General features: G+C 56.9%; 18 protein-coding genes, 1 tRNA gene and 3 rRNA genes. All 22 read left to right on the top strand.

Features of this window, described 5'->3' with window-relative positions; translation table 11 throughout:
- The first annotated feature begins 12 nt into the window (after positions 1 to 12).
- Positions 13 to 696, top strand: a complete 684-nt coding sequence (locus LPB405_RS03390) for a response regulator transcription factor (protein ID WP_005507150.1) — start codon at positions 13 to 15, stop codon at positions 694 to 696.
- A gap of 15 nt (positions 697 to 711) precedes the next feature.
- On the top strand, positions 712 to 1455 hold the full coding sequence (ispD, locus tag LPB405_RS03385) for a 2-C-methyl-D-erythritol 4-phosphate cytidylyltransferase (protein ID WP_219101898.1): 744 nt from the start codon (positions 712 to 714) through the stop codon (positions 1453 to 1455).
- 89 nt (positions 1456 to 1544) lie between these two features.
- Positions 1545 to 2027, top strand: coding sequence for a 2-C-methyl-D-erythritol 2,4-cyclodiphosphate synthase (ispF, locus tag LPB405_RS03380; protein ID WP_005509302.1), 483 nt, complete (start codon positions 1545 to 1547; stop codon positions 2025 to 2027).
- A 92-nt stretch (positions 2028 to 2119) separates the two neighbouring features.
- Positions 2120 to 3538 (top strand): cysteine--tRNA ligase, encoded by a 1419-nt coding sequence (gene cysS, locus LPB405_RS03375; protein WP_044146129.1) that lies wholly within the window; start codon positions 2120 to 2122, stop codon positions 3536 to 3538.
- Between the two features lie 95 nt (positions 3539 to 3633).
- On the top strand, positions 3634 to 4620 hold the full coding sequence (gene rlmB, locus LPB405_RS03370; RefSeq protein WP_005507146.1) for a 23S rRNA (guanosine(2251)-2'-O)-methyltransferase RlmB: 987 nt from the start codon (positions 3634 to 3636) through the stop codon (positions 4618 to 4620).
- Positions 4621 to 5608: 988 nt separating this feature from the next.
- Positions 5609 to 7136, top strand: a 16S ribosomal RNA gene (locus tag LPB405_RS03365).
- Between the two features lie 306 nt (positions 7137 to 7442).
- Positions 7443 to 10533: ribosomal RNA gene (locus LPB405_RS03360) — 23S ribosomal RNA — on the top strand.
- Between the two features lie 118 nt (positions 10534 to 10651).
- A 5S ribosomal RNA gene (rrf, locus tag LPB405_RS03355) occupies positions 10652 to 10768 on the top strand.
- The 16S, 23S and 5S rRNA genes sit together here, the layout of an rRNA operon.
- Before the next feature lie 321 nt (positions 10769 to 11089).
- Complete coding sequence (locus LPB405_RS03350) at positions 11090 to 11833, top strand: DUF6891 domain-containing protein (RefSeq protein WP_049360032.1); 744 nt, start codon at positions 11090 to 11092, stop codon at positions 11831 to 11833.
- Positions 11834 to 12258: 425 nt separating this feature from the next.
- Complete coding sequence (locus LPB405_RS03345; protein ID WP_049361984.1) at positions 12259 to 13137, top strand: DsbA family protein; 879 nt, start codon at positions 12259 to 12261, stop codon at positions 13135 to 13137.
- Between the two features lie 231 nt (positions 13138 to 13368).
- A tRNA-Thr gene (locus tag LPB405_RS03340) sits at positions 13369 to 13442 on the top strand.
- Positions 13443 to 13567: 125 nt separating this feature from the next.
- The gene (locus tag LPB405_RS03335) at positions 13568 to 15766 is read left to right on the top strand and encodes an acyltransferase family protein (RefSeq protein ID WP_219101897.1); all 2199 of its coding nucleotides are present in this window, start codon (positions 13568 to 13570) and stop codon (positions 15764 to 15766) included.
- A 139-nt stretch (positions 15767 to 15905) separates the two neighbouring features.
- Entirely contained in the window at positions 15906 to 16736 is an 831-nt protein-coding gene (locus tag LPB405_RS03330; protein ID WP_070634619.1) for an ABC transporter ATP-binding protein, read from the top strand.
- Between the two features lie 158 nt (positions 16737 to 16894).
- On the top strand, positions 16895 to 17707 hold the full coding sequence (locus tag LPB405_RS03325; RefSeq protein ID WP_219101896.1) for an SGNH/GDSL hydrolase family protein: 813 nt from the start codon (positions 16895 to 16897) through the stop codon (positions 17705 to 17707).
- Between the two features lie 825 nt (positions 17708 to 18532).
- A complete protein-coding gene (gene rpmB / locus LPB405_RS03320) occupies positions 18533 to 18769 on the top strand; it encodes a 50S ribosomal protein L28 (RefSeq protein WP_004005966.1) in 237 nt (78 codons plus the stop codon).
- A gap of 3 nt (positions 18770 to 18772) precedes the next feature.
- On the top strand, positions 18773 to 18943 hold the full coding sequence (gene rpmG, locus LPB405_RS03315) for a 50S ribosomal protein L33 (RefSeq protein WP_004005967.1): 171 nt from the start codon (positions 18773 to 18775) through the stop codon (positions 18941 to 18943).
- Positions 18944 to 18945: 2 nt separating this feature from the next.
- Positions 18946 to 19251, top strand: coding sequence for a 30S ribosomal protein S14 (gene rpsN, locus LPB405_RS03310; RefSeq protein WP_005506731.1), 306 nt, complete (start codon positions 18946 to 18948; stop codon positions 19249 to 19251).
- Positions 19252 to 19343: 92 nt separating this feature from the next.
- The gene (locus tag LPB405_RS03305; protein ID WP_005506733.1) at positions 19344 to 19631 is read left to right on the top strand and encodes an HU family DNA-binding protein; all 288 of its coding nucleotides are present in this window, start codon (positions 19344 to 19346) and stop codon (positions 19629 to 19631) included.
- Between the two features lie 528 nt (positions 19632 to 20159).
- Positions 20160 to 20957, top strand: coding sequence for a hypothetical protein (locus LPB405_RS03300; RefSeq protein WP_219101895.1), 798 nt, complete (start codon positions 20160 to 20162; stop codon positions 20955 to 20957).
- A gap of 215 nt (positions 20958 to 21172) precedes the next feature.
- Positions 21173 to 21886 (top strand): hypothetical protein, encoded by a 714-nt coding sequence (locus LPB405_RS03295; RefSeq protein ID WP_219101894.1) that lies wholly within the window; start codon positions 21173 to 21175, stop codon positions 21884 to 21886.
- A 276-nt stretch (positions 21887 to 22162) separates the two neighbouring features.
- The gene (locus LPB405_RS03290) at positions 22163 to 22873 is read left to right on the top strand and encodes a transcriptional regulator (RefSeq protein ID WP_219101893.1); all 711 of its coding nucleotides are present in this window, start codon (positions 22163 to 22165) and stop codon (positions 22871 to 22873) included.
- Between the two features lie 241 nt (positions 22874 to 23114).
- A complete protein-coding gene (locus LPB405_RS03285; protein ID WP_219101892.1) occupies positions 23115 to 25085 on the top strand; it encodes an NHL domain-containing thioredoxin family protein in 1971 nt (656 codons plus the stop codon).
- Positions 25086 to 25229: the final 144 nt, after the last annotated feature.

The raw sequence follows: 25229 nt of genomic DNA, 5'->3' as shown, positions 1-25229 counted from the left end.
AGGAAGTTATTGATGTCTAAAATTCTGATTGTTGAGGACGAAGAGGCCCTCTCGGATCCCCTTGCGTTTTTGCTGGGTCGTGAGGGTTTCCAGACGATTGTTGTAGATAACGGTCTGGATGCTCTGCCGGTGTTTGACCGCGAGGGCGCGGATCTGGTGCTGCTGGATGTGATGCTTCCGGGCATGTCCGGTATGGAGGTGTGCCGTAAGCTGCGTGAGGTGTCTTCGGTCCCGATTATCATGTTGACCGCTAAGGACTCTGAGCTGGATAAGGTGCTGGGTCTGGAGCTGGGCGCTGATGACTATGTGACGAAGCCGTATTCTGCGCGTGAGCTGATTGCTCGTATCCGCGCGGTGTTGCGTCGTCGTTCGGCGGAGACTGATTCTGCTACTGAGTCGGTGCTGCAGGGCGGCCCGGTGCGTATGGATATTGACCGCCATGTGGTGACGGTTAATGGTGAAGAGATTTCTATGCCGCTGAAGGAGTTTGAGCTCCTGGAGATTCTGTTGCGCAATGTGGGTCGTGTGATGACTCGTGGCCAGCTGATTGAGCGCGTGTGGGGCGCCGACTATGTGGGTGATACGAAGACCCTGGACGTGCATATTAAGCGTCTGCGTTCGAAGATTGAGCCGGATTCTTCTGCCCCGCAGTATGTGGTGACGGTTCGCGGCTTGGGCTATAAGTTCGAGGCGTAGGCGGGCTTGAGATTGATGACTTCTGCTTCTGCGGCGAATACTGCTGTGATTGTTTTGGCGGCTGGTTCGGGTACTCGCCTGGGTGAGCCGATTCCGAAGGCCGCTGTGCGTGTGCACGGTCGTACTTTGCTGGATTATGCGTTGGAGGGTGCGCTCGCTTCGGGTGTTGCTGAGCATGTGGTGGTGACTGTTCCTGCTGATTGTTCGGCGAGTTGCCCGGAGCTTTTGGAGGATGCCCGCCGTGCCGGTGCGTTGATTACAGCCGGTGGTGATACTCGTACTGCTTCGGTGGTTGCGGCGTTGGATGCTCTGAAGGATGCGCAGGTTCCGGTGGATTATGTGCTGATTCATGATTGTGCTCGTGCTTTTACTCCGCCGCAGGTGTATCACCGTGTGCTTGAGGGGCTGGGTTCTGAGAGCCCGCAGGGTGTTGTGCGTGCGGTGATTCCTGTGTTGCCGGTGGTGGATACGGTGAAGACCGTGGATTCTGCTGGTTTGGTGACGGGTACTCCTTCGCGTGCGCAGATGCGTGCGGTGCAGACTCCTCAGGGTTTTGAGGTGGCTGCTCTGTTGGCGGCGCATGAGCGTAGCCGTTCCCTGCCTGCTGAGGAGGCTGAGCTGCTCACTGATGATGCGATGGCGATGGAGGCGGCGGGCGAGCCGGTGTTGACGGTTGCCGGTGATGCGGATGCGTTTAAGGTGACGACTCCGATGGATTTGCGGGTTGCTCGCGCGCTGTTTGGTGATTCTGCTGCCTAACCCTGCCGCCTAACGCCTCTTGTACCTGCCTCTGTAGTGGGGCGGGCACTGCTGCTGAGAAGATTTTCGATCGATTGAAGGGTCCTGTGATGACTGTTATTCCTCGTGTTGGTACCGGTGTTGATGTCCATGCTTTTGGTGAGGAGGGCACTCCTCTGTATATTGCTGGTCTGCATTGGCCGGGTGAGCGTGGTTTGAGCGGCCATTCTGATGGTGATGTGGTGGCTCATGCTGCCGCGGATGCTCTTTTTGCCGCCTCCGGCACGGGGGATTTGGGCTCTAATTTCGGTGTGGACCGCCCGGACATGAAGGGCGCTTCTGGCGTTCGTATTCTTTCTGAGGCTGCGGCGATTGTGCGTGCTGCTGGTTTTGAGATTGGTAATGTGAGCGTTCAGCTGGTGGGTAACCGCCCGAAGTTCTCTCCGCGCCGTGATGAGGCGAACCGTGTGCTGAGCGAGGCGGCGGGTGCCCCGGTGACGGTGATTGCGACGACTACTGATGGTTTGGGTTTGACGGGCCGCGGCGAGGGTGTGGCTGCTATTGCGACGGCGCTGGTGTATCCGCGTTCGTAGGTGTTTGGTTGCTTCGAGCCATTCTGTAACCTATCGCCGATTACCGCCCCGGTGTCCGAACCGACCCCGTAGAAACCCCGTAGAATGAGAGTGTGACTATGCGTTTTTATGATTCAGCTTCCGCGACTATTCGCGAGTTTGAGCCCGTCGTGCCCGGTGAGGCGCGTATCTATTATTGTGGTGCTACGGTGCAGGGTGAACCGCATCTGGGCCACATCCGTTCGGCGTTGGTTTTTGACCAGTTGAGCCGTTGGATGCGTTACCGCGGTTTGAAGGTGACGACGGTCCGCAATGTCACTGATATTGATGACAAGATTTTGGCGAAGTCTGCTGATTCTATGGAGCCCGGTTTTGAGGGTGAGTTCCCGAATGAGCAGTGGTGGGCGCTCGCGTACCGTTTTGAGAAGGTTTTTGCTCAGGCGTATGCGGCGCTGGGTATTGATCCGCCGACGTATGAGCCGCGCGCGACCGGTCATATTCCGGAGATGTTTGCTCTGATTCAGCGTCTGATTGATCGTGGCCACGCGTATCCTGCGCTGGATGATTCTGGTGACGTGTATTTTGATGTGCGTTCGTGGGATAAGTATGGTGCGCTGACGAATCAGAGCGTTGAGGATATGCAGGATTCTGCGGATGCTGATCCGCGCGGTAAGCGTGACCCTCGCGATTTTGCCCTGTGGAAGGGTTATAAGGAGGGCGAGCCGCTGACTGCTTCGTGGGAGTCTCCGTGGGGTCGTGGCCGTCCGGGCTGGCATCTGGAGTGCTCGGCGATGGCTGGTAAGTATTTGGGTTCGCGTTTTGATATTCACGGTGGCGGTTTGGATTTGCGTTTCCCGCACCATGAGAATGAGCTGGCGCAGTCGACTGCTGCCGGTGATGATTTCGCGAACTTCTGGATGCATAACGGCATGGTCACCTATGAGGGTGAGAAGATGTCGAAGTCTATCGGTAATACGATTTCGCCGGCGCAGATGCTGCAGATGGCTCGTCCGCTGGTGGTTCGCTATTACCTGGGTAGTGCGCATTACCGTTCGATTCTTGATTACCGTCCGTCGTCTCTGCAGGAGGCGGCAACCGCTATTGAGCGTGTTGAGGCGTTCCTTGCTGCAACTCAGGATGTGCTGAAGCCGGGTCGTGAGGTTCCGGAGGCTTTTGCTGAGGCTATGGATGATGACGTGAATATTCCACGTGCTTTGGCGGTTCTGCATGAGCAGACTCGTGCGGGTAATGCGGCGCTTGCTGCTGGTGAGGATGCTTCGGAGGCGGCTAACGCTGTGATGGCTATGGCTGAGGTTCTGGGCCTGGCGCAGCTGATGAGTTTTAATGCTGAGGGTACTTCAGGTGCTGAGCATGAGGCTCTGGATGCGCTGATTCAGGCTGTGTTGGCGGAGCGTGCTGATGCTCGTGCTCAGAAGGATTGGGCGAAGGCTGATGCGATGCGTGATCTGTTGGCGTCTGCTGGTGTGCAGGTGAAGGATGGCGCGAATGGTTCGAGCTGGAGCGTTGGCTAGAGGGTGATGTGCCCCGCGTTTGTGCGTAAGGCTTAGGTCGCGCGGGTTTCTCTCGCGTAGACTCGTATTCATTACTTTGACGAAGGAAGAGAAGAATGGCTAAGGCAGGTTCGCGCCCGGGCGCTACCAGCAAGAAGAAGGGTGCTACTAAGGGCACTGGTGGTCACGGTCGTAAGGCGCTTGAGGGTAAGGGCCCTACTCCGAAGGCTGAGGACCGCGTTTATCACAAGGCGTATAAGATGAAGCGCGCGGCGGAGCGTCGTGCTGCTACCGGTACGAACCGTAAGTTCCAGACTCGTCTGGGCGGTAAGCGTGCTAGCGATGAGCTGGTGACTGGTCGTAATGCGGTGCTTGAGGCTCTGCGTACTGAGATTCCCTCGAAGCACTTGTACATCATGAGCCGTGTTGAGGTTGATGACCGCGTTCGCGAGATCATGACTATTGCGAATAAGCGCAATATTCCGATGCTGGAGATTCCGCGTAGCGAGCTGGATCGTTTGACTGATGGTTCTGTGCATCAGGGTGTTGCGATGCAGATTCCTCCGTACAAGTACCCGGATGCGACTGACCTGGTGCTGGATACTATGGAGCGTTGGCACTCGGGTAAGCTGTCGACTCCGCCGCTGTTTGTTGCGCTGGACGGTATTACTGATCCGCGTAACCTGGGTGCGATTATTCGTAGCGTGTCCGCGTTTAGCGGTGATGGCGTGATTATTCCTGAGCGTCGTTCGGCTGCGGTGACCGCGGGTGCGTGGAAGACTAGTGCTGGTGCGGCTGCTCGTATTCCTGTTGCGATGGCGACTAATCTGACTCGCGTGATTCAGCAGGCTAAGGAGCAGGGTATTTTCGTGATTGGTCTGGATGGCGGTGGCGATATTGAGCTGCCGGCTCTGGAGCTTGCGAATGAGCCGCTGTGCGTGGTGGTTGGTTCTGAGGGTAAGGGTCTGTCCCGCCTGGTGACTGAGAACTGCGATCAGATTGTGTCGATTCCGATTGATTCTGCGATGGAGTCTTTGAACGCGGCGATGGCTGTGGGTATTACTCTGTACGATGTTTCTCGTCGTCGCGCTTCCGCGAACTAAAGTTTTGAAGCTAGCGAGCTACAGCCTGTAGCTCTGTAGTTTGAATAAGGAGGGCGCCCCCGTGAGGGGTGCCCTCCTTTTCTGTGCTCTTCTGCGCTCTCCCCATATGTAGGTGCTCATATATAGGGAGGTGCAGAACGGGGGAGTGCAGCGGTACAGAAATACGGCGGTATGAAATACAGAGATGGGGGAGGGGCGGAGCCCCTCTTCCCATCTTTTCTTCCCGTCTTCTCTTCCTATCTTCTTGATGCTGAGGGGCTCTTCTGCCCTTCTATATGGGCTCTATAGGGAGCTTCTGCAGGTTTTCGAGGTCTTTTGAAGGTTTTTAAACTTTTTTTGAAGAACTTTCGGGAGGCTTATCCTGCGTTGACTAGGGGTTTTGCTGTTCTGTTTAGGTCAGGATGAACCTAAACCCCCGTATTTGTGCTCTACTTCACCCATTTTCGGGTTGCAGGGCTGTTTGGTGGTCTGTATAGTTGTATGAGTCGCCGCGGCGAGGAGGAAAAAACGAAGAACTTCTTCGGTGTTTCTCCTAGTCAGAAGCGGTTGAACGACTTTCAATTGTATAGTGTTTTGGTTTCTTGCTTAGAAGAATCTCAGGTTGCCTGTTGGTGATGGTGGAGGAGTTTAGGGAAGAAACATTGTGGTGTGAATCACGGAAAACGGATTTGCATGGCAAACAAGACGCTGGTATAGTTGATTGAGTTGCCGCGGGAACGCGGTAACAATGAAAATAACATGAATGACCGTTCAATGGTAAGACTTCTCGAAAGAGTAAGTTGAGGTGTTGAATCGGTGTGTTGCTTGAGAACTCAATAGTGTGCTTTGTTCAATAAAATCACCGAATATGGTGATGGAAACTGAAACTAATACCAAATATTTATTTATTTGATAATCATCAAATGGTTTCAAATTTAGTCAGCTTGAGTCACGCACCCCCGTGTGTGATTCGCTGTTTGAGATCAGATTATCAAGCTTTTCTATTTTTTCAACGGAGAGTTTGATTCTGGCTCAGGACGAACGCTGGCGGCGTGCTTAACACATGCAAGTCGAACGATGAAGCCTAGCTTGCTAGGTGGATTAGTGGCGAACGGGTGAGTAATACGTGAGTAACCTACCTTTAACTCTGGGATAAGCCCGGGAAACTGGGTCTAATACCGGATACGACCAATCTCCGCATGGGGTGTTGGTGGAAAGCGTTATGTAGTGGTTATAGATGGGCTCACGGCCTATCAGCTTGTTGGTGAGGTAACGGCTCACCAAGGCGACGACGGGTAGCCGGCCTGAGAGGGTGACCGGCCACACTGGGACTGAGACACGGCCCAGACTCCTACGGGAGGCAGCAGTGGGGAATATTGCACAATGGGCGCAAGCCTGATGCAGCGACGCCGCGTGAGGGATGACGGCCTTCGGGTTGTAAACCTCTGTTAGCAGGGAAGAAGAGAGATTGACGGTACCTGCAGAGAAAGCGCCGGCTAACTACGTGCCAGCAGCCGCGGTAATACGTAGGGCGCGAGCGTTGTCCGGAATTATTGGGCGTAAAGAGCTTGTAGGCGGTTTGTCGCGTCTGCTGTGAAAGGCCGGGGCTTAACTCCGTGTATTGCAGTGGGTACGGGCAGACTAGAGTGCAGTAGGGGAGACTGGAATTCCTGGTGTAGCGGTGGAATGCGCAGATATCAGGAGGAACACCGATGGCGAAGGCAGGTCTCTGGGCTGTAACTGACGCTGAGAAGCGAAAGCATGGGGAGCGAACAGGATTAGATACCCTGGTAGTCCATGCCGTAAACGTTGGGCACTAGGTGTGGGGGACATTCCACGTTTTCCGCGCCGTAGCTAACGCATTAAGTGCCCCGCCTGGGGAGTACGGCCGCAAGGCTAAAACTCAAAGAAATTGACGGGGGCCCGCACAAGCGGCGGAGCATGCGGATTAATTCGATGCAACGCGAAGAACCTTACCAAGGCTTGACATATACTGGACCGCATCAGAGATGGTGTTTCCCTTCGGGGCTGGTATACAGGTGGTGCATGGTTGTCGTCAGCTCGTGTCGTGAGATGTTGGGTTAAGTCCCGCAACGAGCGCAACCCTCGTTCTATGTTGCCAGCACGTTATGGTGGGGACTCATAGGAGACTGCCGGGGTCAACTCGGAGGAAGGTGGGGATGACGTCAAATCATCATGCCCCTTATGTCTTGGGCTTCACGCATGCTACAATGGCCGGTACAGAGGGTTGCGATACTGTGAGGTGGAGCTAATCCCTAAAAGCCGGTCTCAGTTCGGATTGGGGTCTGCAACTCGACCCCATGAAGTCGGAGTCGCTAGTAATCGCAGATCAGCAACGCTGCGGTGAATACGTTCCCGGGCCTTGTACACACCGCCCGTCAAGTCACGAAAGTTGGTAACACCCAAAGCCGGTGGCCTAACCTTTTTGGAGGGAGCCGTCTAAGGTGGGATTGGCGATTGGGACTAAGTCGTAACAAGGTAGCCGTACCGGAAGGTGCGGCTGGATCACCTCCTTTCTAAGGAGCACATTTAGTTGGCCATGCTACCCGCGAGTGTCGGGTGGGTGGTTTTGCTCATGGGTGGAATGTTGGTTTTGGGTTGGATGAGGCGCATTGTTGGGTTTTGGGGTAACACGTGTGTGTTGTTCCTTTGTTTGCCTGGCATGGTGATGATGCAAGTGTTTTTGTTTGTGTTGTTGTTGTGTTGTGGGTTGTTGTTTGAGAACTATATAGTGGACGCGAGCATCTTCTGGAATTTGCGTTGAATCAATGCTTTGGTGTTGGTTTGATTGTTGATTTTAGATTCTTATTTTTCTTGATTGTGTGTAAGTTATTAAGGGCACACGGTGGATGCCTTGGCATTAAGAGCCGATGAAGGACGTGTGAATCTGCGATAAGCCTCGGGGAGCCGATAACTGGGCTGTGATCCGAGGATTTCCGAATGGGGAAACCTGGCTCATCTTCATGGTGAGTTACCGCCAGCTGAATGTATAGGCTGGTTGGGGGGAACGCGGGGAAGTGAAACATCTCAGTACCCGCAGGAAGAGAAAATAAAGTAATGATTCTGTGAGTAGTGGCGAGCGAAAGCGGAAGAGACTAAACCTGTGGTGTGTGATAGCGGTTAGGCGTTGCATCATGGGGGTTGTGGGAGTCACAGTGGCAGTTCTAACTGGCTGCCGGCATGATGTTCAGGATGGTAGGTGAACGACTTGGAATGGTCGGCCGTAGAGGGTGAGAGTCCCGTAATCGAAATTGTTCTGTCCGTGGTGTGGCCACCCGAGTAGCACGGGGCTCGTGGAATCTCGTGTGAATCTGCCAGGACCACCTGGTAAGTCTAAATACTTCTTAGTGACCGATAGTGAATCAGTACCGTGAGGGAATGGTGAAAAGTACCCCGGGAGGGGAGTGAAATAGTACCTGAAACCGTGTGCTTACAAGCCGTTGGAGCCTTTTGGGGTGACAGCGTGCCTTTTGAAGAATGAGCCTGCGAGTTAGTGTTATGTCGCGAGGTTAACCCGTGTGGGGTATCCGTAGCGAAAGCGAGTCTGAATAGGGCGTTTGAGTGGCATGACCTAGACCCGAAGCGGAGTGATCTATCCATGGCCAGGTTGAAGCGACGGTAAGACGTCGTGGAGGACCGAACCCACTTCAGTTGAAAATGGAGGGGATGAGCTGTGGATAGGGGTGAAAGGCCAATCAAACTCTGTGATAGCTGGTTCTCCCCGAAATGCATTTAGGTGCAGCGTTACGTGTTTCTTGCCGGAGGTAGAGCTACTGGATGGCCGATGGGCCTTCACGGGTTACTGACGTCAGCTAAACTCCGAATGCCGGTAAGTGAGAGCGTAGCAGTGAGACAGTGGGGGATAAGCTTCATTGTCGAGAGGGAAACAGCCCAGACCACCAACTAAGGCCCCTAAGCGTGTGCTAAGTGGGAAAGGATGTGGAGTTGCTTAGACAACCAGGAGGTTGGCTTAGAAGCAGCCATCCTTGAAAGAGTGCGTAACAGCTCACTGGTCAAGTGATTCTGCGCCGATAATGTAGCGGGGCTCAAGTACACCGCCGAAGTTGTGGCAATGACCCTTTGGGGTTGTTGGGTAGGGGAGCGTCGTGTGGCCGGTGAAGCTGCGGTGTAAACCAGTGGTGGAGGCTATGCGAGTGAGAATGCAGGCATGAGTAGCGAAAGATGAGTGAGAAACTCATCCGCCGGATGATCAAGGGTTCCAGGGTCAAGTTAATCTGCCCTGGGTTAGTCGGGGCCTAAGGCGAGGCCGACAGGCGTAGTCGATGGATAACGGGTTGATATTCCCGTACCGGTGAAAAACCGCCCATACTGATATTGTGATGCTAACCATGCGAAGCATGATGTGCAGGCTTTTGTTTGTGTGTTGTGTGGGTTGTGGGACCCGATCTTTGGAGGTAAACGTGTTAACAGGTGTGACGCAGGAAGGTAGCCAAGCCACGCGATGGTTGTCGTGGTCTAAGCGTGTAGGGTTGTCGGTTGTTAAATGCGCCGGCTGTGTGCCTGAGACGTGATGGGACCCCGTTTTTGGGGGATTTGGTGATCCTATGCTGCCGAGAAAAGCATCGGCGTGAGGTTTTAGCCGCCCGTACCCTAAACCGACACAGGTGATCAGGTAGAGAATACTAAGGCGATCGAGAGAATCATGGTTAAGGAACTCGGCAAAATGCCCCCGTAACTTCGGGAGAAGGGGGACCTTGAGCGTGATGGGCATTTGCTGCCTGGAGCGTGTATGGGTCGCAGAGACCAGGGGGAAGCGACTGTTTATCAAAAACACAGGTCCGTGCGAAGTCGTAAGACGATGTATACGGACTGACTCCTGCCCGGTGCTGGAAGGTTAAGAGGATTGGTTAGCCTTTTTTGGGCGAAGCTGAGAATTTAAGCCCCAGTAAACGGCGGTGGTAACTATAACCATCCTAAGGTAGCGAAATTCCTTGTCGGGTAAGTTCCGACCTGCACGAATGGAGTAACGACTTCCCTACTGTCTCAACCATGAACTCGGCGAAATTGCAGTACGAGTAAAGATGCTCGTTTCGCGCAGCAGGACGGAAAGACCCCGTGACCTTTACTATAGTTTGGTATTGGTGTTTGGTTTGGCTTGTGTAGGATAGGTGGGAGACTGTGAAGCATGGACGCTAGTTTGTGTGGAGTCGTTGTTGAAATACCACTCTGGTCAATCTGGATGTCTAACTTCGGGCCATGATCTGGTTCAGGGACAGTGCCTGATGGGTAGTTTAACTGGGGCGGTTGCCTCCTAAAGTGTAACGGAGGCGCCCAAAGGTTCCCTCAGCCTGGTTGGCAATCAGGTGTTGAGTGTAAGTGCACAAGGGAGCTTGACTGTGAGACTGGCAGGTCGAGCAGGGACGAAAGTCGGGACTAGTGATCCGGCGGTACGTTGTGGAACGGCCGTCGCTCAACGGATAAAAGGTACCTCGGGGATAACAGGCTGATCTTGCCCAAGAGTCCATATCGACGGCATGGTTTGGCACCTCGATGTCGGCTCGTCGCATCCTGGGGCTGGAGTCGGTCCCAAGGGTTGGGCTGTTCGCCCATTAAAGCGGTACGCGAGCTGGGTTCAGAACGTCGTGAGACAGTTCGGTCCCTATCCGCTGCGCGCGTTGGAAATTTGAGAAAGGCTGTCCTTAGTACGAGAGGACCGGGACGGACGAACCTCTGGTATGTCAGTTGTACCGCCAGGTGCATGGCTGATTGGCTACGTTCGGGAGGGATAACCGCTGAAAGCATCTAAGCGGGAAGCCTGTTTCGAGATGAGATTTCCTGGCACTTTGGTGTGTGAGGCTCCTTATAGATGATGAGGTTGATAGGCCGGGTATGGAAGCGGGGACTGAAGACTCGTGGAGTTGACTGGTACTAATAGGCCGAAGGCTTACTTTTTCGAGATGTTTGTTGTTTGCGTTCACTGTATGGTTTTTGGATAATAACCCTGGGCTTCCTTCGGGAAGTTGAGGCTTTTTATTCGGAAATTTTGAATAACGAAGTTATTCGCTAGATTTTCCGTGGTTATAGCAAGAGGGAAACGCCTGGTTCCATTCCGAACCCAGAAGCTAAGACTCTTTGCGCCGATGGTACTGCACTTTTGTGGGTGTGGGAGAGTAGGTCGCCGCGGGTTTTTTATTCAAGAGGGGAAGACCTTATAGGTCTTCCCCTCTTTTTGTGTACCCAAAAACTCTTAGAATGAAAACTCCTGGACGAAAGAAACCTAACTCATCAGAGATGCAGAGGTTTAGAGACTCAGCTGAGAAGCAGAGGAACAGGGGACGCAACCTAGACAGCCTGCCAGCCTTGATGCAGGGGCGACGAGATGGGGAGTTCACAGATCCGCCTGAATGACGAAGCAGAGGGCACGGTGGAGAAACTCTTGGTACCTTAACAACAAGAGCAATCCACATCTCTACCCGAGCGAATAGAGAACACGCAAAGGAGCATCATCATGGCTGATGAGAAGAGCATCTACGAACGCTGGAGCGAAGAACGCCTCGACCCGCCCTTCCCCAAAGAATGGGGGCTGGATGAAGAAGACGAAGCCGAGTTGCTCTGGCCCATCTGGCCCCTGCTGTTCATGGGTGAATCTGATACTGAGCAGTACGTAGAAACCATTACCGATTATGTGATGGACGTACTCGGTCTGGAATACGATGGGGAGAACGAAGACAGCAAGCTCTGGGAGAAGCGCGTAGAGGACTACGTGGAAGAGCTCATCAAGCGTCGTCGTGCCTTTGCTGCTGAGCTGGGCATTACCCCCGAAATGCAGAAGAACTCCAACCTCAACCGTGCCTTCGCAGCGCTGGAAGAAGAAGGAGTCATTGCACGACAGAACTTCACCTGCTGCGGTACCTGCGCATCCGCAGAAATCTGGGACGAAATGGATGATAGCCGTGATTGGAAGGGATACATCTACTTCCATGAGCAGGACACTGAAAGCCTCGCTGAGAGCGGCGGAACCTACATCGGTTTCGGTTCCTTCCTCGCTTACCCCAGGGACGAAGAAAAATGGAATACCCTGAGCGATGCGCAGAAGGAAGAGATTAGGGCCCTTCACGAGAAGCTCTCCGCACAGTTGCTGCGAGAGACGGTTATTCCCGTACTGGAGAAGCACGGCCTGAGCGTGAAGTGGAATGGTAACTACAACACCCGCCCCTTCATTGGGGGAGTGGAAGTCTACAACATTCCCTAACGGCTGGTGAGCTGAACCGGGTGGGTGCCTCGGCGTAGCTTGTGGCAGGGGAGGAACCTCCCAGAGCTACGAAAGTTTACGAGGAAAATAAGCTGAGAGCGTGAGAATAGACATCACAGTATCTCAGTCAGAGTATTAACTAGCCGATAAGGCACCCATTCGGTAGGCTAGACGGGTAGCGCGGTACATCCACACTAGAGAAAAGACAGAACCTATCCACATGATAGGAACTGCTCGACATACCTTTCAGTTGCTATACGTAGCAGGAAGCTGAGCTTTAGAACGCCCGGCAGAGATCAGAAGGCGCCGAGCTCAGACGAGCACTGGCACTCTGAACCTCTGCCCTGATGGGTGCGTACTCCATAAGGAGTAGGCTAGAAGAAGTGGACGAACCGCCACCCATATTCCCAACCAAAGGAGCAGGCATGTCGACCGACGCCCGCGAAAAAGCCCGCCAGATTGCGGCCCAGCAGGCCAAGAAGAGCCCCAGCCAGGCAAGCCGCCGCTGGCTCCAGTTCGGCGTACTCGCCGTGGTCCTCATCATCGTAGGTATCATCGGCTTCGTCGTAGTCAACGGCAACAAGAACACCAAGGTAGCAGAAAGCGGCCCGGTGCCCTCCAGCGCCAACGAATACGGTGGCATTGTGCTGACCAAGGACGGCATCGTCCAGAACTCCTCCACCCAGGAGAACCGCGACTTCAAGCAGCTCGCAACCTCGACCTCCTCCGTGACCCCCATGGTCAACGGAACCGCAGCAGCAGTCAACACCATGCCCCCGGGCGTGCAGACCGCTGAAGAGGCATCCAAGAACGGCCAGCCCGTACGCGTGACCATCTTCCAGGACTACAACTGCGTGCACTGTGCAGAGTTTGAGAAGAAGTACGGTGAGGAAATCCAGAAGCTCGTCGAAGACGGCACCATCACCCTGGAAATCCGTAACCTGACCTTCCTGGACCGTTCCTCGCCCACCGCATACTCCGCACGTAACGCGGCAGCAGCATACTCCGTGGCAAACCAGGTCAGCACCCACGACTTCCTGAACTACCAGCGTGAGATCTTCACCCACCAGGGCAGCGGCGACATGAACAACCAGCAGATCGCCGACATTGCTTCGAAGTACCACGCCTCCATCGGCTCCGATATGAACGATGGCAAGTGGCGCCCCTTCGTGGACGTGGTCAACGCTGAATCCGCAAAGAACGGTATTAAGGGTACCCCCACCGTCTTCGTTGATGGTGACCAGTACACCAGCAACGACTTCAGCACCTTCCTGAAGGAAAAGATCGAAGCTAAGAAGAAGTAACCGCTTCGATACAGGAAAACCCGGTAACCTCCACGCGAGGCTACCGGGTTTTTCCATACACGGTGATGAGTACGAGGGGTGGGTGAGCAGCATACAGAGGTGGTGCTCATAAGGGGTAAAACGAAGGAAACGAACATACTATCACCCCATAATTTAGAAGTATTCTCAACCAAACCCTAAAAGAACAACTAAGCAGACTCAACCAAGAGAATAAGGTACACTGGACAGGTTGCCTCCTTAGCTCAGTTGGCCAGAGCATCTGTCTTGTAAACAGAGGGTCACCGGTTCGAATCCGGTAGGGGGCTCAGAAAAATCCTGGTTCGCACCAGCCTCATAGCAGAGGTGCGGATCAGGATTTTATTGTACGAGTGTCCTGTAGTGTCTAAGGGACCCGCACTAGCACATCGACATCCATCCTGAGGAACCGAGAATGTCTGAAACCTCCGGAACCCCGCAGGCTCCCGCCTCGCAGGGAACCTACACCACCGCCCCGCGCAGCATCAAAGCACGCGAAGCCAGCGACTACCCCCTCGAAGAGTTCATCGAATCGCGAGGATTCCGCCCTGAAATTCAGGGCCTGCGAGCCTTCGCCGTGCTCCTCGTGGTGCTCTATCATGTCTGGGTCGGCAAAGTCTCCGGCGGCGTGGACGTCTTCCTCTTCATCTCCGCCTTCCTGCTCTCGCTCTCCTTCATGCGCAAGATCAACGAAGGCAAACCCCTCAATCTCTTCAGCTACTGGATGCACGTCTTCCAGCGACTGCTACCCGTAGCCACCGTGGTTATCGCGGGTACCACCATTGCGTCCTTCTTCGTGCTCGCGCCCAGTCGCTGGTCGCAAACCGTAACCGACGCAAGGAGCTCCCTGTTCTACTTCCAGAACTGGAACCTCGCGTTCAGCTCCGTAGACTACTACGCCCAAAACGCCTCCGTGAAGTCACCCTTCCAGCACTTCTGGTCGCTCTCCATCCAGGGACAGATCTTCATCATCTGGCCCCTGCTCTTCGCCGCAGTAGCCTACGTCGTGCACCGATTCCGCGGGAACCTCTTCACCACCGCGGTATTCATCTTCAACACGGTGTTCGTCGCATCCCTGACCTTCTCCATCGTCGAAACCGACACCAACCAGGGATTCGCCTACTTCGACACCCGCACCCGCCTGTGGGAATTTGCCATCGGCACCCTGCTGGCAATGCTCACCCTCAAGTGGAAGGCACCCGAAAAGGCTCGAGTGGTTATGGGCTGGGTCGGTATCATCGGTCTGGTCACCTGTGGCGCAATCCTGCCCGTTGAACGAGCATTCCCCGGCTACCTGGCGCTCTGGCCCGTGATCTCCGGTGCGCTCGTCATCATGGCAGGCCGCACCAACAGCCGCTGGGGCATCGATCGACTGCTGGTCTCCGCACCCCTGCAGAACCTCGGCAACATCTCCTACGCCCTGTACCTGGTGCACTGGCCCATCCTCATCCTCTACAGCAGCGCCGTCGGTACCTCCCGCGTGAACTTCATCGAAGGTGCTGTCATCATCCTTACCTCCATCGGCCTGGCATGGTTGCTCATCCGCTTCGTCGAGAAGCCGCTGCGCTACCGCAAGGACCCCTTCGTACCCTGGCTCATGATGAAGATGCGCTTCAAGACCATCTTCTCGGTCAAGACCTGGGCAGACCAGCTCGCCTTCATCCTCGCGATCTTCCTGGTCGCAGGTGTACCCCTGGTAGCCGCACAGGCATGGGTAGGCTACCGCAACACCCAGTCCGAGCAGAACGCCGAACTGCAGGTACAGACCGCCAGCGAAAACTACCCCGGCGCCCGCGCTATCGGCGGCGCCCAGCAGGGACTCATTGACAACCCCATCCCCTCCGGTGGTGACGTCAAAACCCAGTTCGACGGACTGAGCGACCCCTGCGTTGGCAGCTTCGCGCCCTCCGACCCGGCACTCGCCAAGTACTGCAGCCTGCAGAAGTACGGACCCGAGGACGCACCGCTGACCGTGGTCATCGGTAACTCCCACGCCGAACAGGCGCTGAGCATCTTCAAGCCCATCGCAGAACAGACCAAAACCAACCTGCAGACCTACCTGCTCGGTGGCTGCCAGTACCCGGTCCGCGCCGTCAACGCCAGCAACGAATGCTCGGAATTCAACACCAAGATGACCGAGGAAATTCTCAAGCGTAAGCCGCAGACCGTGGTGCTCATCGCCACCGTTGCCCAGGCACGCTCGAACGACGAACGAGTCGACCCGAGCCTCGATGAGACGGTCCGCCGCCTCACCGAAGCAGGAGTCCAGGTCATTGGCCTGCGCGATAACCCGCGCTTCGAGTACAACATCTACGAATGCGCTCAGAAGGCCGGCGCCGACAAGAGCTCCTGCGCACGACCCGCAAGCGACAAGTACGCCGCAGAAAACCCTGCAAAGGAAATCTTCGACAAGTACCGCAACCAGGGTGCCGTCATGGTGGACCTGAAGGACGTGTACTGCCCGGACGGCATGTGCAGCCCCGTGGTTGGAAACATCTACGTCTACATCGATGACAACCATGTCTCCAAGACCTACAGCCGCACCATGGCTCAGGAAGTCTTCCAGCGTGCAGCGGAAGGCGGCTGGCTCGTCAACGGAAAAGTGAACTTCTAAAGTTCGCCGATATAGCGGATCCCCCGTGCTGTTCTACAGAAGTGTGAACGGTTCGGGGGATTCGCTATATTCTGACCCGAAATTAGGATAGGCTAAGTTAGGAGGCTCCCGGGAAAAGCCTTAGAGAAGAAAGGACGCCATGAAAGAAATCACCGAACGCACCCTCAAAGTAGAGAACGTCAGCCTCGGCTACGGCGAAACCACCATCGTCAAAGACCTCTCCCTCGAATTCCCGAAGGGCAAAGTTACCGCCATCATCGGCCCCAACGGCTGCGGTAAATCCACCCTGCTACGCGGTGTCTCCCGACTACTCAAGCCGCTCAACGGCGACTTCACCCTCGACGGCAAACCCACCCACGAATACTCCATGAAGGGCTTCGCCCGCATGGTTGGGCTCATGCCCCAGCATCCCATCGCCCCCGAAGGAATTACCGTAGCCGACCTCGTCTCCCGAGGACGCTACCCCTACCAGGGACTCTTCAAACGCAATAGCGCCGAAGATGATGAGGCGGTCGCCTGGGCACTAGAAGCCACCGACACCATGTCCCTCGCCGAACGACAGGTCACCGAACTCTCTGGCGGCCAACGTCAGCGCGTCTGGATTGCCATGGCGCTCGCCCAAGAAACCGACATCCTACTGCTGGACGAGCCGACCACGTACCTCGACCTGGCACACCAGGTGGAGCTACTCGACCTACTCTCGGACCTCAACGAGCAACGCGGCACCACCATGATCATGGTGCTGCACGAACTGAACCTAGCTGCCCGAGTCGCCGATTACCTCGTCGCTATGAAGGACGGCTCCATCGTCGCTCAAGGCGAAGCACACGAAGTGCTCACTCGCGAGAACCTGCACACCATCTTTAGCCTGAAGGCCGAGGTCGCGGACCCGTTTAACGACGGCAGTGTAGTGGTGGTACCCCATCCCCGGAGTGTGTCCACCGTTGCCGGTTCAGCTGTCGCATCCTAAGAAACCCCTGCTCATATCTGATGAAGCGCCCATAACAGTGGGATACTGGAAGGCAGGACGCACCGAAAGCTAAGCGAAGAAGCCGGTACACCGCGCGGGTGTGCCGGCTTCTTCCACAGAAGGGTCATTCTCTATAGAGGCCCGGAAAGAAGAACACAATGACGACCCCGCTCCTAGACCCCAACGGCAAGCTCAACGGTGAATCAGTACGCTACGTGGCAATCGGCGACTCCTTCACCGAAGGCGTGGGCGACGTTGACCGCCGCCGCCCCAACAGCTTGCGCGGCTGGGCAGACCGCGTTGCCGAAGGCCTCGGTGCAGTAGACCCGCAGGCGCAGTACGCAAACCTCGCCATCCGCGGCCGCCTGCTCATTCCCATTCTCGAAGAGCAGCTGCCGGCAGCCCTGGAGCTGAAGCCCAACCTCGTCACCTTCTACGGCGGCGGCAACGACATCATGCGACCCAACGTGGATATTGACCAGCTCATGACCCACGTAGACGAAGCCTTCGCCACCCTGCGCGGCGAAGGAATCGAAGTGCTTACCGTAACCGGCCTGGATGTACAGGGCCAGGGCCCCTTCGCCCGTACCCGCGGCCGTACCGCCACCTACAACGAGCTACTGCGCGGTATCGCCGAAGACCACGGCGTGCACATTATCGACTACTGGCGCTGGAACGACTTCCTCGACTGGCGTCTGTGGGCTGACGATCGCCTGCACATGAACGACCTCGGCCACGAACGCTTCGCATCCCGAGTGCTGGCGCAGCTCGGCCTGCCCGGTGTGGTCACCGAATCGGTACTGCCCCCGGAGGTGCAGCTGACCGCCCGCGAGAAGATCGAGCAGGAGGCACGCTGGATCCGCGAGTTTGCCCTGCCGTGGATCGGTCGCCGCCTGAAGGGCACGAGCTCCGGGGACGGTGTGACCCCCAAGTACCCGGACTGGGTTCCTGCGGCAAGCCTTAAAAACTAACGCCCTTAAGAACTAATGCTCAGGGGGGCGCGTTACGGCGTAAAACTGTAGGCCGGGGGAGCGCCCTGTGCTGTATCTGTACCGTATTTGTGCCCGCATCTACGCCGTAACTGGAACGGTAAATCCGCCGTTACCCGTACCGTTGCAAACCCGTAAACCGCCCTTTAAAACCGGGGCGGAAGCGTTAAAACGAGAGTTAAAAGCTCTTTAAACGCGTATTTAAGCCCGTTTAACAGCCCTGCGCACACCGCAAGAATCGGTGGCGCGGGGCTGTTTAAGGCTTAAATCCGGCTTAAGCTGTTAATCTCACAACATGAATTTCACTAGTGTAATTTATCCCCGGTCACATAGAGAACATCCGTTCTTAAAAAGGCGTATTAACGCCTGACTAGGGGCGTTAAAGAATCCCTTAAAAACATCTGGACTTGCAAAAACACCCATTTTTGGTAGAATGGGTAGGTATGTTTGCCGCCCGGCGGCAGGCGTGCATCCGCGAATCGAGCGCCTCGCTTAAATGGGGCGCAATCAGCTCAGAACACCGAGATTCCGCGGATTTTTAAGGCAAAATCCGGCGTGCAGGCTTGCACGAACCCCCGTATTTACCTAGAATTTAACGCTGTTCGTAGTGGTGGAAACGCCTCTCGACACTAATAAGCTTCACCGTTTTTCCCGCGGCGGGGATCGATGCGTGGCCTCTCACCCACGTGACGATCTCAAACACTCTAGCCCGGCGAATAACCCGGTGCTTCTACATTGGTGGCGGGACGCTCACGAGTAACATCGACTGCGTACCGTCATAAAAGTCAATCAATAAAGGAGTGAAACATGGCAGCAGTCTGCCAGGTGACCGGAGCTGTTCCCGGCTTTGGACACAGCATTTCGCACTCGCATCGCCGCAACAAGCGTCGATTCGACCCGAACGTTCAGAAGAAGACCTACTGGGTTCCTTCGCTGCGTCGTAAGGTAACCCTGAACGTGTCCGCTAAGGGCATCAAGGTTATCGATGCTCGTGGCATCGATGCCGTTGTTGCAGAAATCATCGCACGCGGGGAGAAGATCTAGTAAATGGCATCCAAGGCTAAGGACCTCCGTCCTATCATCAAGCTCAAGTCCACTGCTGGCACCGGTTACACCTACGTGACCCGTAAGAACCGCCGCAACAACCCCGACCGTATGGTGCTGAAGAAGTACGACCCCGTCGTTCGCAAGCACGTTGACTTCCGAGAGGAGCGCTAAGAATGGCTAAGAAGTCCAAGATCGCTCGCAACGAGCAGCGCAAGGTCATCGTCGCTCGCTACAACGAGAAGCGTATCGCGCTGAAGAAGACCCTGATCGACGAGAACGCTACCCCCGAGGAGCGCGAAGCAGCACGCGTGGCACTGCAGAAGCTGCCCCGCAACGCTTCCCCCGTTCGCGTGCGTAACCGCGACCAGATCGACGGCCGCCCCCGCGGTACCTTCCAGAAGTTCGGTATCTCCCGCGTGCGCTTCCGCGAGATGGCACACCGCGGCGAGCTGCCCGGTATCACCAAGTCCAGCTGGTAAATCTGGTATTTTAGTTCCTAAACGGTTTTCCGTCGTCACCGACGGTCACTCGCTTTAGACTCAAACCTTAAGTCTCTGGAAGGGGCACCCTAATGGCTAAGAACCGTACCGAACTCGTTGCAGAGGTTGCAGAGAAGTCTGGCAAGAGCCAGGCAACCGTGAATGCAGTCCTCGACGCAGTGTTCCAGGTTTTCGAGTCTTCCGTCTCCAAGGGCGAGAAGATCACCATCCCCGGTTGGATGGCAATCGAGCGCACCGACCGTGCAGCTCGTACCGGCCGTAACCCGCAGACCGGCGAAACCATCCAGATTCCCGCCGGTCACGGCGTGAAGCTGACCGCAGGCTCCAAGCTGAAGGCAGCAGTCGCTAAGAAGAAGTAATTCTTGAGACTTTGAATCTGATAAAAGACCCTCACCTTTATGGTGGGGGTCTTTTATTATGTTCGAATGCTTATCCCCTTGGTCTATGGATGTACGTGGTGGGGAAGATGGCGAGGCGGGGGCTGGGGCGGTGCACGTAGTGAGGAGAGTGCGCGAGGTTGGTCTTCAGGACCTTAACCTTCAACTCGAGCTATAAAACACAGAAAGTAGCCCGGTTTCATAGGAGAAGCTATGATGTGCCACAGAAAAATAAAGAAAATTTATACATGTGAGTAGAAAGCTATGCATAAGCTGAGCGAAAAACCGCGAATATGAAACCCTGCTGGGAAAAATACTTATACATTGCCGCCCGAACACAGCTTAAACACAGCAAACTAAAGCTCAATCTTAGACTCACACCCTAAGCTGGAGTCACCGGCGAAGGAAAAGCCACACACTATACGCAACGGCTCCACCCTCCCAACCGGGAAAACAACCATACAAACCCCGGACGATTGACCTTCCGGGACTCACTAGGAGAACCACCTCATGGCACGCCATGCTCAGCGTACTTCCGCACCGCCCACCAACCACCGCCTCCGCACCGGCGCAGCCGCACTGTCCATCGCGGCAATCGCAGCACTGGGCCTGAGCGCCTGCGGTGCACAGAACACCTCCAACCCGGCACCCACCGCAACCGCAACCGCCAAGGCATCCTCCACCGCTGACGCAGCGGTCAACGCAGGCAACGGCAAGGTCACCGTCAAGGCAAGCGACGCAGCCTCCCCGAGCGCCACCGCAAGCAGCTCCCAGGGTACCGTCACCGTCACCGAAGACGGCGTGACCGTCAACGGCGCCGACGGTACCGGCGTCACCGCAGACGCTAGCGGCAACGCAACCGTCAACGGCGGCACCGCAGCTAACGGTTCGGCATCCAACAACTCCGGCTCCTCCGCAAAGGTCGACGAGAAGGCCGGCGAGACCACCGCCAAGAGCGGCTCGAATGGCTCCAGCACCGTGACCGTCGACAGCGGAACCGTCAGCGCAGCCAACGGCTACACCCTCATCGAAATCAAGACCGACGGCGGCTGGTCCTACCACACCCCCAACGGTGACATCGTTGATGTGGAAGCTGACGGCTCTTGGGAACGCGTCGGTCCCAGCGGCAACGTAGAGGTGAATGCAGACGGCTCCTGGGAGCTCGTCGGAACCTCCGGTGTTGTCGAAGTGAAGGCTGATGGCTCCTGGGATCGGACCGGTCATGGCGACTTCCAGGTACCTGCCGTACCCGTCAAGCCCGCCGGTGCTGGCGCTGACCCCGTCAAGCCCGTCACCCCCCGCCGCTAAGAAGCTGGCTGACGAGCCGAGCGAAAACATGGGGCTATCCCACTCGCTAGAATGCGGATAAACGCCCACGCGCCCGGATAATCACACCCAAACTCGATAGAATTAACGCGGTTGGTTACACCGATAATCGTTATGGAATCCCACAAGGATCCTGCGCACGACGCGAATACGTCGCCAACTAGCCGCACCATACTCAACAACCACAAGGAGAAACAATGGCAATCGCCCCCGCAATGAAGAAGACCACCGCTGTTCTGTCTATCGCTTTCGCAGGCGCACTGGGCCTGAGCGCATGCGGCTCCCAGTCCTCTTCCACCACCACTACCGCGACTGCATCCGCATCCGCTTCGGCAACTGCGTCCGCAAGCGCATCGGCTAAGGCATCCTCTGCGGCAACCACCTCGGCAGCTTCCGCTTCCGCTACTGCAGACGTGAAGGTTGACAAGGACGGCAACGTCACCGTCAAGGCTAACGACGGCGAAGGCAACTCCGCAGACGTGAAGGTCGGCGCAGACGGCAAGGCATCCGTAGACGCTAAGGACTCCGAGGGTAACTCCTCCAAGGTAGAGTCCGACGAAAAGGGCACCAAGGCTGAGTCCAAGGACTCCGAGGGTAACTCCTCCTCCACCGTTGAGGGCGACGTTATCGTTTCCGAGGACGGCGGCTGGTCCATTCAGGGTGACGAAGGTCAGGTAGCTGTACAGGCTGACGGCTCCTGGAGCCGCCAGGACGCAAACGGCCAGGTCGCAGTCAAGGCTGACGGCTCCTGGAGCATCCAGGCTAACAGCGGCCTGCAGGCAACCGTGGACGCATCCGGTGAAGTGACCTCCATCGTTGGCGGCGAGAAGGCAGACCTGAAGGCTCCGGCAGTTCCCGCAAAGCCCGCACAGGCTAAGGTCGCCCCCGTCAAGCCCGCACAGCCCAAGTAAGCTGTAAAGAGCTAACAGCGGCTTGTGGCGCTCGTAGAGCGTGACAGTCCGTGACTTATGAAGACGCCCCGTGCGCATCCGATAGTGATGCGTGCGGGGCCGTTTTGCGTCTTCAAGTTGCGCTGAACTCCTAGGGAAAATAGGAAGCTTCGCATAACTGTTGTTAGGATTAGGGAGGCGCTCAGAATCTAGCTCTCACTCAACTCTCACTCAACAAACAACCACACTATAGGTCTCCCCGGCATAGCACGGGGATCTACCAGAAAAGAGAACACAGTGAAGAAGTCTATGGCTGTTCTGTCCCTGAGCCTCGCCGCAACCTTCGGTCTTGCAGCCTGCGGCGGCAACTCCGGCACCAACTCTAACTCCTCCGCATCGGCAAGCGCATCTGCTTCTGCAACCGCAGGTAGCTCGAGCGCCTCCTCCAGCGCGTCTGCCTCGGCGAGCGCATCGGCTACCGCTTCCGCAACCGCAGGTAGCTCGAGCGCCTCCGCTAAGGAATCCGAAAGCCAGAAGAGTGGACTGTCGGGTGCTTCCGCCATGCCTACGGACCCCACCGATAGCAACTACGGTCCGCAGCTATACGCGCATTACAAGGAAGCCGTCGAAGAGGCTAAGAAAGACCGCTCCGCCAAGAAGACTACGAACACTGAAGGTAACGTGTACACTGCCTCTGACGGAAGCATCGCTGTTGTCGAAGCTAAGAACGGTAACTACATCAGCATTGAGAATGACGGTAGTTGGGTACGTGTGACCCCTGAAGGTGAGGTTGCCGCCGTGACTGATAAGGGCGGCTGGGTTGCCGTCAAGCCTAACGGTGAAGTAATTAGCGTTGATGAGAATGGTGCGGCTTCCATTATGAACGTTAAGACCTCGGAGGTTTCGGGCGACTACCAGTCCCTGGAGCTGCCCAAGCCCCCGGCTCCTGTGGGAGACCTGCCTGCCCCGAAGAATCCCGTTAAGCCGACCAGCATGGCTACGAGCTAAACGTATCCACCACTTAGCTGGCGACTAGCTAGACCTGTTTGCCCCGTGCGCTTCCGACCGTGATGCGTGCGGGGCGCTTTTATATACCCACACGCCACCCGCAATGTGACTTAATATGACAGGTCGTTAAGCCCCCAAGTCACAAAGCTCAACTCCCAGCGAACCACCCACCCCACGCTGGCATAATGGGGACAGCAAACCAACGCGCCCACACACGGCGCACCCAACAGGAGAGAAAACCATGAGCGAGAACACCACCCGCAGCGTACGCGTGCGCGCCAGCGAACTCGAAGGCCGAGCCTGGCTCAACACCGGCGACAAAAACCTCACCCTGCAGGATCTTCGCGGCAAAATCGTTATTCTCGACTTCTGGACCCTCTGCTGCATCAACTGCCTGCACGTCCTCGACGAACTACGCCCCCTCGAAGAAGAATTCTCCGACGTACTCGTCACCGTCGGCGTACACAGCCCCAAATTCGAGCACGAAGCCGACCCCGTAGCGCTCGCCGCAGCCGTCGACCGCTACCACATCACCCACCCCGTACTCGACGACCCCGAACTGACCACCTGGCAGGCATACACCGCCCGCGCATGGCCCACCCTCGTCGTCGTCGACCCCGAAGGCTACATCGTCGCCCACCTCTCCGGCGAAGGCCACGTACAGGGCCTCACCTCCCTCGTACGCGAACTCGTCGCAGAACACGAAGCGAAGGGCACCCTACACCGCGGCGACGGCCCCTACGTACCCCGCCCCAAGGCAGCCGGCACCTACGCCTTCCCCGGCAAAGCCATCGAACTGCCCGCCGAATTCGGCCCCGCAAACCTCTTCGGCAACCGCGAACGTACCTACCTCGTCGCAGACAGCGCACGCCACCGCATCCTGCAGGTAGCAGCCGACCTCAACACCGTCATCAACACCTACGGTGGCGGCGATGACCCCATCAACCACCCCGTCAAGGGCCACGTTGACGGCACCGGCACCGAAGCACGCTTCAACGAACCCGCCGGCCTCGCCCTCGTACCCGAAAACCTGCGCGAACAGCTCGGCTACGACGTGCTCGTCGCCGACACCGTCAACCACCGCCTGCGCTCCCTCAACCTGCGCACCGGCGAAGTGCGCACCCTCGCAGGCAACGGCGTGCAGCGCGTCATCGACGGCGACAACGCCATCACCGGCGACCCCAACCACATCCCCGCCGGCGTACCCGCCACCGACATTGCGCTCTCCTCGCCCTGGGACGCCGTCTACTCCCGCGAAGCCGGCCAGTTCATCATCGCCATGGCAGGTACCCACCAGCTCTTCGGCTACGAACCCGTCACCGGCGCCGTCAGCATCTTCGCAGGCTCCGGCGTTGAAGGCCTCGCCGACGGCCCCGCCGCCGACGCCTGGTTCGCCCAGCCCTCCGGCATCATCGAAGCACGCGACGGCAGCCTCTGGGTCGCATGCTCCGAAACCAGCGGCCTGCGCCACATCACCTTCACCGACAACGGCGTACAGGTCACCTCCGCCGTCGGCAAGGGCCTGTTCGACTTCGGCTTCGTCGACGGCGACTCCGACACCGCCCGCATGCAGCACCCCCTCGGCCTGACCGAGCTGCCCGACGGATCCATCGCAGTCGCCGACACCTACAACGGCGCCATCCGCCGCTGGGACCCCGCAACCGGCACCCTCGGCACCCTCGAACGCGGCCTCGACGAACCCTCCGACCTGCTCGTCGAAGAAGCACCCGGCGAAGAACCGCGCCTCATCATCGTCGAAACCAACGCCCACCAGCTCGTGCGCGCCTCCATCCCCGCCAAGGCACAGCACGTCGACGAAGGCGCCATCACCACCGCACGCCCCTCCACCAAGCTCACCGGCGGCACCCTCGAATTCACCTCACGATTCACCGTGCCCACCGGCCAGAAGCTCGACACCCGCTGGGGCGACCCCACCCAGCTGAAGATCTCATCCACCCCCGAGAACTTCATCCTGGAAGGCGCCGGCACCTCCACCGGACTGACCCGCACCCTCGTACTCAACCCCGAAATCACCGAGGCAGTCCTGCACATCACCGCTCGCGCCGCCGCCTGCGACGGCACCCCCGACGGTGACATCCCCGAGCACGCAGCATGCCACCTCTACCAGCAGGACTGGGGTATTCCCGTCGTCGTGACCGGTGACGAAGCAGACGAAAGCGAACTCGTCCTGGACCTTCGCGGTATCAACTAGGGATCTATAAAAGAATCAAGGGTCAGTATTATCCTCGCTCCTACAGGGGCACCCGTCCTCGCTTCGCTCGGACACCCTGATGTCGCTACGGATAATACTGACCCTTTTCTGCTGTGCCGCCCTGATACCGCTACGGATAGCGCC

It is taken from the genome of Rothia mucilaginosa, assembly GCF_019334805.1.
In the GTDB taxonomy this organism is placed as follows: Bacteria; Actinomycetota; Actinomycetes; order Actinomycetales; family Micrococcaceae; genus Rothia; species Rothia mucilaginosa_C.
This window is presented reverse-complemented; position numbering and strand designations above follow the sequence as displayed.